At 77.8% G+C, this 17,697-nt stretch carries 3 protein-coding genes; all 3 read left to right on the top strand.

Annotation, left to right across the window (positions count from 1 at the left end; translation table 11 throughout):
* Window positions 1-2,289: beta-ketoacyl reductase (locus tag ACZ7KF_RS41200; RefSeq protein ID WP_471087745.1), on the top strand; the 2,289-nt coding region annotated here is incomplete at its 5' end.
* 2 nt (window positions 2,290-2,291) lie between these two features.
* On the top strand, window positions 2,292-13,349 hold the full coding sequence (locus ACZ7KF_RS41205; protein ID WP_471087748.1) for an SDR family NAD(P)-dependent oxidoreductase: 11,058 nt from the start codon (window positions 2,292-2,294) through the stop codon (window positions 13,347-13,349).
* A gap of 14 nt (window positions 13,350-13,363) precedes the next feature.
* The coding region (locus ACZ7KF_RS41210) for a type I polyketide synthase (protein ID WP_471087752.1) at window positions 13,364-17,697 on the top strand (4,334 nt) is incomplete at its 3' end.

The following is a 17,697-nucleotide window of genomic DNA, read 5'->3' on the forward strand; positions in this document are numbered from 1 at the left end:
GTGTCGACGGTGACCGGTGCGGTGGTGTCGGAGGAGGTGTGCGAGCCGGGTTACTGGGTGCGCAATGTCCGTGAGACCGTCCGTTTCGCCGACGCGGTCGTCGCCGTCCGTGCGGCCGGTGCCGACGCCCTGGTCGAGATCGGCCCCGACGCCACTCTCGCCCCGCTGGCCGAAGGCGGTGTGCCGCTGCTGCGCAGGGGCCGGCCGGAGCCCGTCGCCCTGGTCGAGGGACTCGCCCGGGCGCAGGTCGCCGTCGACTGGGAGAAGTTCTTCGGTGCCGGCGTGCGCCGCGCCGACCTGCCCACGTATCCCTTCCAGCACAGCCGGTTCTGGCCGGACGCCCCGGAACGTCCCGAGACCGATCCGGCCGCGCGGTGGCGTTACCGCGTGCGGTGGGAGCCGCTCGGCCACGCCGTGGACGCGGTGCCGGCCGGACGCTGGCTCGTGGCCGTACCGGCCGAGCGGGCGGATACGGAACTGGCGCAGGCGTGCCTGAAGGGACTCGCCGACCGCGGCCTGGACGTGGTCGAACTCGCGGTGCCGGGCACGCCCGACCGGGCCCGGCTCGCCGAGGCGGTGTCGGCATCCGGTCCGGTGGACGCAGTGCTGTCCCTGCTGGCCGCGGGGCCCGACGCGGCGGCCGGCACGCTCGTCCTCGCCCAGGCCCTCGGCGACACCGGGACCGACGCACCGCTGTGGTGCGTGACCGGCCAAGCCGTGGCGGTCACCGACGGCGAACCCGCCGACCCCGTGCAGGCCCGGATCTGGGGCCTCGGCCGGGTGCTGTGCCTGGAGGCACCGCACCGCTGGGGCGGCCTCGTCGACCTGCCCGCCGAGCCCGACGAGCAGGCCGTCGCACGGCTCTGCTCCGTACTCGCCGGACCCGGCGACGAGGACCAGGTCGCCGTGCGGGCGGACGGCGTCTTCGGACGGCGGCTGGTCCGTCCGGCCGCGGGCGCCGCGCCGGAGGGCTGGCGGCCGTCCGGCACCGTGCTGATCACCGGTGGTACGGGCGCGCTGGGCGGCCACACGGCCCGCTGGGTCGCCCGCTCCGGCGCCGACCGGGTGGTGCTGGTGAGCAGGCGCGGACCCGACGCGGACGGCGCTGCCGAACTGGTGGCGGAACTCGGCGAACTGGGCTGCCAGGCCGTCGCCGAGGCCTGCGACGTGGCCGACCGGGCCGCGCTCGGCGCCCTGCTCGACAAGATCACCGCCGACGGCCCGCCGCTGACCGCCGTGGTGCACACCGCGGGCGTCCTGGACGACGGCGTGCACAGCTCGCTCACGCCCGAGCGGCTGGCCACGGTGCTGCGCGCCAAGGCCGACGGCGCCACCACCCTGCACGAACTCACCGCCGGGCTCGGCCTGGAGGCGTTCGTCCTGTTCGCCGCGCTCGGCGGCGTGGTCGGCGGCGCGGGCCAGGCCAACTACGCCGCGGCCAACGCCCACCTCGACGCGCTCGCCGCGACCCGCCGGGCCGCCGGGCTGCCCGCCACCGCGGTGGCCTGGGGCGCCTGGGCGGGCGGCGGGATGGCCGACGCCGACGAGGTGCGCCGCCGCCTGGACCGCGACGGACTGCTGCCGATGGACCCGGAGCGGGCGCTGACGGCGCTCGGCCGGGAGATCGCCTCCGGTGATCCCGCCGTGGTGCTGGCCGACGTCGACTGGACCCGGCTCGCACCCTCCCTGCACGCCGTACGGCCCAGTCCGCTGATCTCCACCGTGCCCGAGGCACACCGGGCCGTCGCACCCGAACCCGGAGCGACCGGCGGCGGGTCCGATCCACGGCAACGGCTGGCGGCCCTGCCCGACGGCGAACGCGCGCGCGTGCTGCTCGACCTCGTCCGCGACGCCGTCGCAGCCGTCCTCGGCTACGGCAGCCCGGCCGCCGTCGACACCACACGGGGCCTGGTCGACCTCGGCTTCGACTCGCTCACCGCGGTCGAGCTGCGCAACCGGCTCGCCCGGGCCACCGGACTCACCCTGCCGCTCACGCTGGTGTTCGACCACCCGGACGGGGAGGCGCTCGCCGCCCACCTCACCGCAGCGCTCGCGCCCGCCGCGGCCGAGCCGTCGACCACCGATCTCGACCGGTTCGCCCGGCTCGATCCGGCCACGGCCGACGAGCCGACCCGCGACCGGGTCGCCGCCGAGCTGCGCCGGCTGCTCGACGCGTGGACACCGGCACCGGCCGCGCCCGCCGGGTCCCCGGCGGACCCGAGCCGGCTGAGCACGGCGTCCGCCGACGAGATCTTCGACTTCATTCGGAACGAACTCGGAAAGTCCTGAACGTGGAGAACGAGAACAAGCTCCTCGACCACCTGCGGTGGGTCACCGGAGAACTGGCCCAGGCGCGCCAGACCCTGCGCGAGACGGCAGAACGCGCCGCCGAACCGATCGCGATCGTCGGCATGGCCTGCCGGTTCCCGGGAGGCGTGCACACGCCCGAGGACCTCTGGCGGCTGCTGGCCGACGAGCGCGACGCGGTCGGCGAGTTCCCCGCCGACCGCGGCTGGGACCTGGCCTCCCTCCACCACCCCGACCCCGAGCACGCGGGCACGTCCTACGTGCGGGAGGGCGGCTTCCTCACGGACGTCGCCGGGTTCGACGCGGACTTCTTCGGCATCAGCCCGCGTGAGGCGCTGGCCATGGACCCGCAGCAGCGGCTCGCCCTGGAGACCGCCTGGGAGGCCGTCGAACGCGCCGGCGTCGACCCGAAGTCCCTGCGCGGCGCCGACGTCGGCGTGTACCTGGGCACCAACGGACAGGACTACATCTCCGCCGCGCGCCCGCTGCTGCACCGGGTGGAGGGCCACGGCGGCACCGGCATCGCCGGCAGCGTGCTGTCCGGCCGTGTCGCCTACACCCTCGGCCTGCGCGGCCCCGCGGCCACCGTCGACACGGCCTGCTCCGCCTCCCTGGTCGCCCTGCACTGGGCGATGCGGGCGCTGCGCGGCGGCGAATGCGCGATGGCGCTCGCGGGCGGCGTGACGGTCATGTCGTCCCCGGCGACCTTCGTGGAGTTCTCCCGGCAGCGCGGCCTCGCCGCCGACGGCCGCTGCAAGCCGTTCGCCGCCGCGGCCGACGGCACCGGCTGGGGCGAAGGTGCCGGAATGCTGCTGCTGGAGCGGCTCTCCGACGCCCAGCGCCTCGGTCACCCCGTGCTCGCCGTGCTGCGCGGCTCGGCCGTCAACCAGGACGGCGCCAGCAGCGCCCTCACCGCGCCCAACGGCCCGGCGCAGGTCCGCGTCATCCAGGCCGCCCTCGCCGACGCCCGGCTCACGCCCGCCGACGTCGACCTGCTGGAGGCCCACGGCACCGGCACCGTCCTCGGCGACCCGATCGAGGCCCAGGCCCTGCTCACCGCCTACGGCCGCAACCGCACCGAACCCGCCTGGCTCGGCTCGGTGAAGTCCAACGTCGGGCACACCCAGGCCGCCGCCGGCGTCGCCGGCGTGCTCAAGTCCGTGCTCGCCCTGCGCCACGGACTGCTGCCCCGCACCCTGCACGTGGACGCCCCCACCCCGAAGGTCGACTGGTCGGCGGGCGAGGTACGCCTGCTCACCGAGGCCCGCCCCTGGCCCGCCGGGGACCGGCCGCGACGCGCCGGGGTCTCCGCGTTCGGCGTCAGTGGCACCAACGCACACGTCATCGTGGAGCAGGCGCCCGAGGGCGTCGCCGAGGCATCCCCGGCGCCCGGCGCGACGCCGGGGCCGGTGCCGTGGACGCTGTCCGGCCGTACCGAGAGCGCGGTGCGCGCCCAGGCCGCCGCGCTCGCCGCCCATCTGGCGGACCGGCCCGAGGACCGGCCCCAGGACGTCGCCCTGTCCCTCGCCACCACCCGGTCGGCGTTCGAACACCGCGCCGTCGTGGTCGGGGCGGACCGGGACGGCCTGCTGCGCGGCGTGGCCGCCGTCGCCGCGGGGGAGCCCGCGCCCGGCGTGGTCCGCGGCACCGCCGCCCACACCGGCCGCGTCGCCTTCGTGTTCCCCGGCCAGGGCGCGCAGTGGACCGGCATGGCCCTCGAACTCGCCGACGCGTACCCGGAGTTCGCCGCCCGCCTGGACGAGTGCGGCGCCGCCCTCGCCCCGCACACCGACTGGTCCCTGCGGGACGTCCTGGCCGACCCGGCCGCGCTGCGACGCGTCGACGTCGTCCAGCCCGCCCTGTGGGCCGTGATGGTCTCCCTGGCCGCCCTCTGGCAGGCGCACGGGGTGGAGCCGGCCGCCGTCGTCGGCCACTCCCAGGGCGAGATCGCCGCCGCGTGCGTCGCCGGCGCCCTGTCCCTGCCGGACGCCGCCCTGCTGGTCACCGCACGCGCCCGGGCGCTGCGCGCCCTGACCGGCCGCGGCGGCATGGTGTCCCTGCCGCTGGCCGAGGCCGCCGCGCGCGAGGCGATCGCGCCGTGGGGCGACCGGCTGTCGGTGGCCGCCGTCAACGGCCCCGCCGCGACGGTCGTGTCCGGTGACGCCGAAGCCCTGGACGCACTCCTCGCCCGGTCCGAGCGGGACGGCCTGCGGGCCAAGCGGATCCCCGTCGACTACGCCTCGCACTCCGCGCACGTCGAGGTCGTCCGCGCCGAGGTGCTGGCCGCGACCGCAGCCGTCACACCGCGTGCCACGAGCACCGTCTTCGTGTCCTCGGTGACCGGCGCGGCCCTGGACACCACCGGCCTGGACGCCGCCTACTGGTACCGCAACCTGCGCGAGCCCGTCCGCTTCGACCAGGCCGGACGCGCCCTGCTCGACGCCGGGTTCACGACCTTCGTCGAGGTCAGCGCGCACCCCGTGCTCACCGCGGCACTCCAGGAGACCGACCCGGCGGTCCTCGCCGTCGGCTCGCTGCGCCGCGACGACGGCGGCCCCGCCCGCTTCCTCACCTCCCTCGCCGAGGCCGCGGTCCGCGGCGTCCCCGTCGACTGGCGGCCGGCCCTGCCCGCGGCGCGCACCGTGCCGCTGCCCACCTACGCCTTCCAGCGCGAACGCCTCTGGCTGGAGGAGGACACCGCAACGGCCGCCGCCGGGCAGGGCGGCGCGGACAGCGCGTTCTGGACCGCGGTCCACGGCTCCGCCGACGACCTGGCCGCCGTGCTCGGCGCGGACCCCGCCGCCCGCGCGCCGATCGCCGCCGTGCACCCGCTGCTCGCCGCCTGGCACGAGCGGCGTGCCGACGAGGCCGCCGTGGACTCCTGGCGCTACCGCGTCGACTGGACCCCGCTCGCCGTCCCGCCGCCGACGGCCGGCGCGCCCACCGGACGCTGGCTTGCGGTCACCGGGGACGACCCGTGGTCCGAGGCCGTCGTCGCCGCGCTGGCGGAGCGGATGGACCTCACCCGCGTCCCGGCCTACGAGCCCGATCGTGCCGCGGAACTCACCGCGGGCGCCGCCGGTGTCGTCGCCGTGCTCCGCCCCGGCGACCCCGACCCGCTCCCCGGCCTCCTCGCCCTCCTCCGGGCCCACGACCGCGCCGACGGCGGCCTGCCGCTGTGGTGTGTCACCCGCGGCGCCGTCGCGGTCGGCCCCGCGGACACCCCGGCGGACCCGACCGCCGCACAGATCTGGGGCTTCGGCCGGGTCGCGGCACTGGAACGACCGCAGAGCTGGGGCGGCCTGATCGACCTGCCGGCACCCGCCGAGCCGACCGCGCACGGGGCCCACGGGACGTGGGACACCCGTACGGCCGACGGGGCCCTGGACGACCGTCCCACCGACCGGCTCGTCGCCGGGCCGACAGGGGCGGACCGTGAGCGTGCTCGTACGGCCGACGGCGTCCTCGACGCTCGTCCCACCGACCGGCTCGTCGCCGGGCCGGTGGGTGCGGACGGCGAGGGTGTCCGTACGGCCGACGAGGTGCTCGACGCTCGTCTCGCCGACCGGCTCGTCGTCGCGTTGGCGGGTGCGGAGGACCAGGTCGCGGTACGCGCCTCCGGCGCCTTCGGGCGGCGGCTGCGCCGTGCGCCGGCGGTCGGGACCGACCCCGGCTGGACCCCCGCCGGCACCACCCTCGTCACCGGCGGTACCGGTGGGCTCGGCGCGCACGTGGCCCGCTGGCTGGCCCGTGCCGGTGCGGAGCATCTCGTGCTCACCGGACGGCGCGGCCCCGAGGCCCCCGGCGCGGCGGAGCTGGCCGGTGAACTCACCGCGCTGGGCGCCAGGGTCGACGTGGTCGCCTGCGACGCCGCCGACCGTGACGCGCTGACCCGGGTGCTGGCCGAGCACCCCGTCGGCGCCGTGTTCCACCTGGCCGGCATCGAGCGGTACCGCCCGCTGGACGAGCTGACCCCGGCCGACCTCGCCGAGGTGGCCGCCGCCAAGATCACCGGCGCCCTGCTGCTGGACGAACTGACCCGCGACCGGCGGCTGTCCGCGTTCGTGCTGTTCACCTCCGGCGCCGGAGTGTGGGGCAGCAGCGGCCAGGCCGCGTACGCCGCCGCCAACGCCCACCTCGACGCGCTCGCCGCCCGGCGCCGCGCCGAGGGCCTGCCCGCCACCGCCGTGGCCTGGGGCCACTGGGACGGCGCCGGCATGTCCGACGGCCCGGCCCGCGCCCAGATGCTCCGCTGGGGCCTGCCCGCCATGGCACCCGACCGCGCCGTCGCCGCCCTCGCGGGCGCCCTCGCCCGGGACGAGGCCTCGCTGGTCGTCGCCGACATCGACTGGCCGGTGTTCGCGCCGACGTACACCCTGGCCCGGCGCAGCCCGCTCCTCGCCGACCTGCCCGAGGCAGCCGACCCGGCGGACACCGCCCCGGCACCGGCCGCCCCGGCCGACCCGCTGGACCCGGCCGCGCTGCTGGACCTGGTGCTCGCCGAGACCGGCGCCGTCCTCGGACACACCTCCACCGCCGCACTGCCCGCCGGCCGCGCCTTCCAGGAACTGGGCTTCGACTCGCTCACCGCCGTCGAACTGCGCAACCGGCTGCGCGACGCCACCGGTCTGCCCCTGCCCGCCACCCTCGTCTTCGACCACCCCACCCCGGAGGCGCTCGCCGACCGCCTGGCCGCCGAACTCACCGGCGTGCAGCCCTCCGCCACCCCGGCCACCGCGCCGGCGCCGGCCGCCGCGACCGACGACCCCGTCGTCGTCGTCGGCATGGGCTGCCGCTTCCCCGGCGGCGCCGACTCCCCCGACCGGCTGTGGGACCTCGTCGCCGCGGGCCGGGACGCGATGACCGGCTTCCCCGCGGACCGCGGCTGGGACGTCACCGACGCCGGCTTCACCAAGACCGGCGGATTCCTCGACGCCGCCGGCGAGTTCGACGCCGCCTTCTTCGGCATCAGCCCGCGCGAGGCCACCAGCATGGATCCGCAGCAGCGGCTGCTGCTGGAGACGGCGTGGGAGACGGTCGAGCGCGCCGGCATCGACCCGGCCTCGCTGCGCGGCAGCCGCACCGGCGTCTTCGTCGGCTACGGCGGCCAGGACTACCTCACCAGCCTGTACGGCACCCCCGACGAGCTCCAGGGCCACCTCCTGACCGGCACCTCCGGCAGCGTGGTCTCCGGTCGCCTCGCCTACGTCCTCGGCCTGGAGGGCCCCGCGGTCACCGTGGACACCGCCTGCTCCTCGTCGTTGGTCGCCCTGCACTGGGCGATCCGCGCGCTGCGCTCCGGCGAGTGCGACCTGGCCCTGGCCGGCGGCGTCACCGTGATGGCCACCCCCGGCGTCTTCGTCGAGTTCGGCCGGCAGGGCGGTCTCGCGGCCGACGGCCGCTGCAAGGCGTTCGCCGACGCCGCCGACGGCACCGGCTGGGGCGAGGGCGCCGGCCTGCTGCTGGTGGAGCGGCTGTCCGACGCCCGCCGCAACGGCCACCGCGTCCTCGCCGTGGTACGCGGCTCCGCGGTGAACTCCGACGGCGCCTCCAACGGCCTGACCGCGCCCAACGGCCCCTCCCAGCAGCGTGTCATCCAGGCCGCGCTGGCCGACGGCGGCCTCGCCCCGGCCGACGTCGACGCCGTCGAGGCACACGGCACCGGCACCGCGCTCGGCGACCCCATCGAGGCCCAGGCCCTCCAGGCGGTCTACGGCCAGGACCGCGACCGCCCGCTGTGGGTCGGCTCGGTCAAGTCCAACCTCGGCCACACCCAGGCCGCGTCCGGCGCCGCCGGCCTCATCAAGACGGTCATGGCGCTGCGCCACGGCGTGCTGCCCGCCACCCTGCACGTCGACCGGCCCTCCACCCAGGTCGACTGGACCAGGGGAGCGGTCTCGGTGCTCACCGAGACCACCGAGTGGCCCGAGACCGGGGTGCCGCGCCGGGCCGCCGTGTCCTCCTTCGGGGTCAGCGGCACCAACGCCCATGTCGTACTGGAACAGGCCCCGCCCGCCGAGGAGGCGGCGCCGGCCGGGGACGGCGGACCCGTCCCGTGGCTGGTCTCCGGCCGTACGCCCGAGGCCGTACGCGCCCAGGTGCGGCGGCTGCGCGCCGACCTCGCCGGACACCCCGACCCGGTCGCCGTGGCCCGCGCCCTCGCCACCACGCGCACCGCCTTCGAGTACCGCGTCGCCGCCTCGGGCAGCGACACCGAGGCGCTGTTCGACGCCCTCGCCGAGGCCCGGCCCGTCGCCGCCCGCCCCGGCCGCACCGCGTTCCTGTGCACCGGCCAGGGCGCCCAGCGCGTCGGCATGGGCGCCGGCCTGTACGCCGCCCACCCCGCCTACGCCGACGCCTTCGACGCGGTCTGCGCCGAGTTCGACCGCCTCCTCGACCGCCCGCTGCGCGACCTGGTGCTGTCCGGCCCCGCCGACGTACTCGACCGCACGGCCTACGCCCAGCCCGCGCTGTTCGCCGTCGAGGTCGCCCTCGCCGCGCTGCTGCGCCACTGGGGGGTGACCCCCGACCTGCTGGCCGGCCACTCGCTCGGCGAGATCACCGCCGCGCACCTGGCCGGAGTCCTCTCCCTGCCGGACGCGGCGGCCCTGGTCGCCGCCCGCGGCCGGCTGATGGACGCGCTGCCGGCCGGCGGCGCGATGGTCGCCGTGGAGGCCGACGAGGACCGCGTACGGCCCCTGCTCGGCGACGACGTCTGCCTCGCCGCCGTGAACGGCCCGCGCGCCCTGGTGCTGTCCGGCCGCGAGGAGGCCGTGGACGAGGTGGCCGCCCGGCTCGCCGCCGAGGGGTGCCGGACCCGCCGCCTGCGGGTGTCCCACGCGTTCCACTCCCCGCTGATGGAGCCCATGCTGGACGAGTTCCGGGCCGTCGTGGCCGCCCTCGACCCGCAGGCACCCGCCGTCCCCGTCGTGTCCGCGCTGACCGGCCGCCCGCTGACGGCCGAGGAGGCCCGGACGCCCGACTACTGGGTCCGGCACGTCCGCGAGACCGTCCGCTTCCACGACGCCGTGCGCGGCCTGGCCGCCGCGGGCGCCGTACGGTACCTGGAAGTCGGCCCGGACGGAGTGCTCACCGCCCTGGCCCAGAGCAGCCTGCCGCCCGCGGAGGCCGACGAGCGCGACCCGCTCGCCGTACCCCTGCTGCGCGCCGGCCGGCCGGAACCGGAGACCCTCGCCGACGCGCTGGCCCGCGCCGCCGCCGACGGCCTGCCCGTCGACTGGGCCGGCTACTTCACGGGCCGCGGCGGCACCCCCGTCGAGCTGCCCACCTACGCCTTCCAGCGCGCGCACTACTGGCTGCCCGCCGACGCCGGCACCGGCACGGCCGCGGCCGGGCACCCCCTGCTGTCCGCCGTGATCGACCTGCCCGACGGCGGCCTCGTGCTCACCGGTCGGCTCTCGCCCGCCGCGCGCCCCTGGCTGGCCCAGCACACCGTGCGCGGCAGCGCCCTGCTGCCCGGCACCGCCCTGCTCGACCTGGCCCTCGCCGCGGCCGGCCAGGTGGACGCGCCCGGCGTCGCGGAACTGATCCTCGAAGCCCCCCTCGTCCTGCCCGCCGACGGCGCCGTGGAGGTGCGCGTCACCGTCGGCGCCGCCGAGGCCGACGGCCGCCGCGCGATCGCCCTGCACACCCGCACCGGCGACGGCGACTGGACCCGGCACGCCACCGGAGCGGTGGGTGAGGTGCCCGGCGAGCCCGCGGTCGCCGGCCCCTGGCCCCCCGCGGACGCCCGGCCCGCCGACCTCGGCGCCCTGTACGGGCGGTTGGCGGACGCGGGCTTCGGCTACGGGCCGGCCTTCCAGGGCCTGAACGCGGCCTGGGAGCGCGGCGAGGGCCCGGCGGCCGAGGTGTTCGCCGAGGCCGAGCTGCCCGCCGGCGTCCCCGACGCCGACCGCTGCCCCCTGCACCCGGCGCTGCTGGACGCGGTCCTGCACGCCATCGGCGTGGGCGGCCTGATCACGGACCCGGCGCACGGCGGACTGCCGTTCGCCTGGTCCGGGGTGCGGGTCCTCGCCCCCGGCAGCCGGGCGGTACGCGCCCGGCTCTCCCGGGCCGGCACCGAAGGCGCCCTCGCCGTCGACCTGTTCGACGCCGACGGGCTGCCGGTGGCCGCCGTCGGCTCCCTGCGGCTGCGCCCGCCCGCCGCCCCCGCGGTGCCCGACGCGCTCTTCGAGACCGCCTGGGTCCCCGTCGAGCAGGGCACGGCACCGGCCCGCCGCCTCGCCCTGACGGCCCCCGACCCCGTCCTGGCCGCCGGCCTCACCGCGGCCGGCGCCGCCCTGGCCGACGCCACGGACGGCTCCGCCGAGGTGCTCGTGCTGCCCGTCATCACCGACCCCGCCGCCGCCCCCGTGGCCGAAACGCACCGGGCCACCGCCGCCGTCCTGACGGCCCTCCGGGACGTCCTGGCCGACGCGAGCGGCACGCACCGCCTCGCCGTGGTCACCCGCGGCGCCCTCGCGCTGTCCGCCGAGGAGTCCCCGGACCCGGCCGCCCGTGCCGTCTGGGGTCTGGTGCGGTCCGCCCAGACCGAACACCCCGACCGGATCGTCCTCGCCGACCTGGACGCCACCGACGCCTCCGCCCGGGCCCTGCCCGCCGCGCTCGACAGCGGGGAACCGCAGGTCGCCGTGCGGTCCGGCGCGGTCAGCGCGCCCCGGCTCACCCGGGCCGGCGCCGACGCGTTCATCCTGCCCGACGGCGGCTGGCGGCTCCGGCCCGGCAGCACCGGCACCGTCGACGGCCTGACGGCCGCACCCCACGCCGGCGCCCCGCTCGCCGAGGGCGAGGTACGGGTCGCCGTCCGCGCGGTCGGCGTGACCTTCCGGGACGTCCTCAGCGTGCTCGGCCTCTACCCCGGCGCACCGCAGCCGCTCGGCATCGAGGCGGCGGGCGTGGTCACCGAGACCGGTCCCGGCGTGACCCGTCTCGCCGCCGGCGAGCGGGTGTTCGGGCTGCTGCCCGGCTCGATGGGTTCCTCCGCCGTCGCCGACCACCGCCTGCTCGCGCCCCTGCCCCACGACTGGGGCTTCACCCGGGCCGCGTCGGTGCCCTCCGCGTTCCTCACCGCCTGGTTCGCCCTCCACGACGTGGCCCGGGTCCGGGCGGGGGACCGGGTGCTGGTGCACGCGGCGGCCGGCGGTGTCGGCATGGCCGCCGTCCAGGTGGCCCGGCTGCTGGGTGCCGAGGTGTATGCGACGGCGAGCCCCGGCAAGCACGGGGTGCTGCGGGCGGCCGGTCTGGACGAGGCGCACATCGCGTCGTCGCGGGACACCGGATTCGCGGAGTGGTTCCCGGGGGTGGACGTCGTGCTGAACTCCCTCGCGGGGGAGTTCGTGGACGCGTCCCTGCGCCTGCTGCGGCCGGGCGGCCGGTTCGTGGAACTCGGCAAGACCGACCTGCGCACCGGCACCCCCGGCATCACCTACCGGGCCGTCGACCTGGCGGACGCGGGCCCCGACCGCATCCAGGAGATGCTCACCGAGCTCCTGGACCGGCTCGCGGCCGGCGACCTCGCCCACCTGCCGGTCCGGAGCGTGCCCATGGCCCGTGCCCGCGAGGCGTTCCGGTTCATGGCCCAGGCCCGGCACACCGGAAAGCTCGTCCTCACCACCGCCCCCTACGGCGACGGCACCGTCCTCGTCACCGGCGGCACCGGCACCCTCGGCGGCCTCGTGGCCCGCCATCTCGTCACCGAGCACGGCATTCGCGACCTGGTGCTCGTCGGACGGCAGGGCGTCGACACCCCCACTGCCGCCGAACTGCGCGCCGCCGGTGCCCGGGTCCGCGTGGCCGCCTGCGACGTGTCCGACCGGGACGCGCTCGCCGCGCTGCTCGCGGACATCGAGCCGCCGCTCACCGCGGTGGTGCACGCGGCCGGCGTCCTCGACGACGGCACGCTCGCCTCGCTGACCCCGGAGCGTCTCGCCGCCGTGCTGCGCCCGAAGGCCGACGCCGCCTGGCACCTGCACGAACTCACCGCAGACAGCGACCTGTCCGCGTTCGTGCTGTTCTCCTCCGCGGCCGGCACGTTCGGCGCCCCCGGCCAGGGCAACTACGCCGCCGCCAACACCGCCCTGGACGCGCTCGCCGAGCACCGCCGCTCCCGCGGCCTGCCCGCCGTCTCCCTCGCCTGGGGGCCGTGGGCCGCCGAGAGCGCCATGACCGGCGGCCTGAGCGACGGCGACCGCGCCCGGATGAGCCGGGCCGGGGTCCGGCCGCTGGCGGCCACCGAGGCACTCGCGCTGCTCGACGCGGCCTGCCGCACCGGAGCCGGCGCCCTCGCCGCGCTCCGTCTCGACACCGCGGCGCTCACCGCCCGCACCGGCACCCCGCCGCACGCCCTGCTGCGCGACCTGGTGCGCCGCCCGGCCGGCCCCGCCCGCGAGGCCGCCGAGACCCAGCCCGCGCTGCCGGAACGGCTGGCCGGCCTGGGCGAGGAACAGCGCCGCCGGGCCGTGCTCGACGTCGTACGCCGCAACGCGGCCGCGGTGCTGGGCCACGCCCGGGCGACCGCCGTGGACACCGCACGCGGCTTCCTGGATCTCGGCTTCGACTCGCTGACCGCTGTCGAACTGCGCAACCGGCTCACCGAGGCCACGGGGCTGCGGCTGTCCGCGACCACCGTCTTCGACCACCCCACCCCGGCCGCGCTGGCCCGCCACCTCCTGTCCGAGCTGGCCCCCCTAGTCCGGGCCGCGGAGAGCGCCCGGCCCGCCGCGCCGGACACCGCACCGGACCCCGAGGACCCCGAGGACGCCGTGCGCAGCGCCATCGCGGCCATCCCCCTCGACCGGCTCCGGCAGGCCGGACTCCTGGACGAACTGGCCCGCCTGGCAGGCGTCGCCGTACCGCCCCAGGACCGCCCGGCCGAGCAGCACACAGCCCCCGACGACCCCGCCGACGACCCCGCGGACGGACCCGAGGACGACGGTTCCGACGAGCTCATGGACGCGCTGGACGACATGAGCATCGACGACCTGATCAGGATCGCGCACGACGAGCGCCCCCGCGGAAACTGAGGATCACGAACAGCATGAGCAACACCAACGAAGAACTCGTCGAGGCGCTGCGCAGCTCGCTGCGCGAGACCGAGCGGCTGCGTCGCCGCAACCGCTCGCTGACGGCCGCCGCCGACGAGCCCATCGCGATCGTCGGCACCGCCTGCCGCTTCCCCGGCGGCATCGACTCGCCCGAGCGGCTGTGGGACGCGGTCGCGGCCGGCTCGGACCTGATCACCGGCTTCCCCGACGACCGCGGCTGGGACCTCGGCGTCCACGACCCCGACCCCGAGCGGACCGGCCGCAGCTACACCGACCGCGGCGGCTTCCTCACCGGCGCCGCCGACTTCGACCCGGCGTTCTTCGGCATCTCCCCGCGCGAGGCCCGCGCCATGGACCCCCAGCAGCGGGTGCTGCTGGAGACCGCCTGGGAGGCCTACGAGCGGGCCGGGATCGACCCCCACGCCCAGCGCGGCAGCCGCACCGGTGTGTTCGTCGGCACCTGGAGCCAGGGATACGGGATCGGCGCCCGCGTCCCCGAGGACGCCGAGGGCTACCTCGTCACCGGCGGCGCCACCGCCGTCGTCTCCGGCCGCATCTCCTATGTGCTGGGCCTGGAGGGCCCGGCCGTCACGGTCGACACCGCCTGTTCCTCCTCGCTCGTCGCCCTGCACTGGGCGGTGCGGTCGCTGCGCGCCGGCGAGTGCTCGATGGCGCTCGCCGGCGGTGTGACCGTCATGGCCACCCCCGGCGTGTTCGTCGAGTTCTCCCGTCAGCGCGGCCTCGCCCCCGACGGCCGCTGCAAGGCGTACTCGGCCGACGCGGACGGCACCGGCTGGGGCGAGGGCGTCGGCGTGCTCCTGCTGGAGCGGCTGTCCGACGCGGTCCGCAACGGCCACCGCGTCCTCGCCGTCGTGCGCGGCTCCGCCGTCAACTCCGACGGCGCCAGCAGCGGCCTCACCGCGCCGAACGGCCCCTCCCAGCAGGAGGTCATCCGGCAGGCCCTCGCCGACGCCCGGCTCACCCCCGCCGACGTGGACGTCGTGGAAGGCCACGGCACCGGCACCCGGCTCGGCGACCCCATCGAGGCCCAGGCCCTGCTCGCCGCCTACGGTCAGGAGCGCCCCCGGCCGCTGCTGCTCGGCTCGGTGAAGTCCAACCTCGGCCACACCCAGGCCGCCGCGGGCGTCGCGGGCGTCATCAAGATGGTCGAGGCCATGCGCCGCGGCGTCGCGCCCCGCACCCTCCACGCCACCGAGCCCACCCCCCAGGTGGACTGGTCCCGTGGAGCCGTCGAACTCCTCGCCGACAACCGGTCCTGGCCCGACACCGGGGCACCCCGCCGGTCCGCGGTGTCCGCGTTCGGCGTCAGCGGCACCAACGCCCACATCGTCCTGGAACAGGCACCCGAACCGGCCGCCGCCGAGGACACCCCCCGCACCGCACACCCGGTGGTGCCCTGGCTGCTGTCCGCCCACACCCCGGCCGCCCTGCGCGCCCAGGCCGAACGGCTCGCCGCGGGCCTGTCCGACGACGCCGACCCCCTCGACGTGGCCGCCGCCCTGGCCACCACCCGCGCCGCCCTGCCGCTGCGCGCCGCGGTCCTCGGTGCCGACGCACAGCAGCTGCGCGCCGGCCTCGCCGCCCTGGCCGCCGGCGCGCCCGCCGCCGTCTCCGGCGAGGCCCGCTCCGACCGCACCACGGCCTTCCTGTACACCGGCCAGGGCTCCCAGCGCGCCGGCATGGGCGAGGAACTCGCCGCCGCCTACCCGGCGTTCGCCGCCGGCTGGGACGAGGTGTGCACGGCGTTCGACGCCGTACTGCCCCGCCCCCTGCGCGAGGTGATCACCGAAGGCGGTCCCGACCTCGACCGCACCCTGTACGCGCAGGCCGGCGTGTTCGCCTTCGAGACCGCGCTGACCGCACTGCTCGGCTCCTGGGGGATACGCCCCGACCTCGTCCTCGGCCACTCCGTCGGCGAACTGGCCGCCGCCCACACCGCGGGCGTGCTGTCCCTGCGGCACGCCGTCGTCGTGGTCGCGGCCCGCGGCCGGCTGATGGAGGCGCTGCCGGAAGGCGGCGCCATGGTCGCCGTCCAGGCCGGTGAGGCCGAACTGGACCTGCCGGCGGGGGTGGCACTGGCGGCGGTCAACGGCCCGTCGTCGGTGGTGCTCTCCGGCGACGAGGAAGCCGTCCTCGCCGAGGCCGCCCGCTGGGCCGAGCGCGGACGCCGCACCAAGCGGCTCACCGTCAGCCACGCCTTCCACTCGCACCGCATGGACCCCGTCCTGGACGGCTTCCGCCGCGTGCTGGGCGCCGTCACCCTCGACGCGCCGCGCATCCCGTTCGTCTCCACCGTCACCGGCGCCCCCGCCGACGCCGAACTGCGCGACCCGGAGTACTGGCTGCGCAACGTCCGCGGCACCGTCCGGTTCGCCGACGGCGTCCGCACCCTGGCCGACGACGGCGCCGACACCTTCGTCGAGGTCGGCCCGGACGCCGTCCTCGGCGCCCTGGTCGCCGACGCGCTCCCCGAGGACCCCGACCGGCCCGAGGTGCTCGCCGTACCCACCGCCCGCGCGGACCGCCCCGAGCCCGAGACCCTGGTCGGCGCCCTCGCCCGGATCCACGCCCACGGCGCGCCCGTCGACTGGGCCGCCTTCCTCGGCCCCGGCACCCGCCATGTCGACCTGCCCACCTACGCCTTCCAGCACCAGCACTACTGGCTGGCGGCGGCCCCCGCCGACGACCTCCCCGCGGCCGGCCTCGGCACCGTCGGCCACCCGCTGCTGCGCGCCGCCGTCGAACTGCCCGCCGACGCCACCGCGGACCCGGCCGGCCGGCCCGGCGCCGCCGGAGCCGTCGTCTTCACCGGCACGCTGTCCGCCCGCACCCACCCCTGGCTGGCCGACCACAGCGTCCTCGGCACGCCCGTACTCCCCGGCACCGCCCTCGCCGAACTCGCCGCCGCCGCGGGCGACCGCCTCGGCTGCGGCACCGTCGCGGAACTGGTCCTCACCGCCCCGCTCGCGATCCCCGCGTCCGCCGCCGTCCGGCTCCGCGTGCACGTCGACGCCCCCGACCGCGACGGCCACCGCGCCGTCACCGTCGACTCCCGGCCCGACGACCCGCTCGCGGACGGCACCGCCTGGACCCGCCACGCCACCGGACGCCTCGCCCCCGCCGACCCCGAGCCCGCCCCGGAGCCCGCCGCCTGGCCGCCCGCCGACGCCGACCCCCTCCCCGTCGACGGCCTCTACGACCAGCTCACCGCGGCCGGCTTCGGCTACGGCCCCGCATTCCGCGGCGTCCGCGCGGCCTGGCGGCACGGCACCGACCTGCTCGCCGACGTCGAGCTGCCCGCGGACACCGACGAGCCGGGCTTCCTGCTGCACCCCGCCCTGTTCGACGCCGCGCTGCACGCCCTCGGCCTCGGCGGCCTGGTCGAGCACGGCGGACTGCCCTTCACCTGGACCGGCGTCCGTCTGCACGCGACCGGCGCCCGCCGTCTGCGGGTGCGGCTCACCCCGACCGGCCCCGACGCCGTCGCGCTCACCGCCGCCGACGCCACGGGCCGCCCCGTCGTCACCGTCACCGACCTCCGCCTGCGCCCGGCCACCGAGGTCCGCGGCAGCACCACGACCGACGCCCTGCACCGCGTACGGTGGGAACCCCGCCCGGCCGCCGCGGCCGGCACCGCGCGCTGGACCGTCCTCGGCCCCGGCGCCGACCGGCTCGCCGACGCGCTCAGGGCCACCGGTGCCCAGATCACCGACCCCGCCGAAGCCGCCCCGGCCGAGGGCGACGTCACCCTGCTCACGCTGCCGGCCGCCGGCACCGACCCGCAGGCCGTCCGGGCCGCCACGCGTGCCGTCCTCGCGCGGCTCCAGGAGCGTCTCGCCGCCGACCGGCCGGCCGGCCCGCTCGTCGTGGTCACCCACGGCGCCGTCGCCGCCGCACCCGGCGACACCGTGCCCGACCTGGCCGGTGCCGCCGTGTGGGGTCTGCTGCGCAGCGCCCAGTCCGAGCACCCGGGCCGCTTCGTCCTGGCCGACCTGGCCACCTCCGAGGACACCGCCGCCCTCCCGGCCGCGCTCGCCACCGGCGAACCCCAACTCGCCGTCCGCGACGGCGACCTGCTCGTACCGCGCCTGACGCGTGCGGCCGACCGCACGGACGGCGATGTGCCGTTCGGCGCGGACGACGTGGTGCTGGTGACGGGTGGCACCGGCGTGCTCGGTGCCCTGGTGGCCCGGCATCTGGTGGCCGTGCATGGTGTGCGGCGGCTGGTGTTGCTGAGCCGTCGTGGTGGTGCCGAGGAACTCGTGGCCGAGCTGGGCGCGTCGGGTGCCGTCGTGGACGTGGTGGC

It is taken from the genome of Streptomyces sp. NPDC038200, from assembly GCF_055600785.1.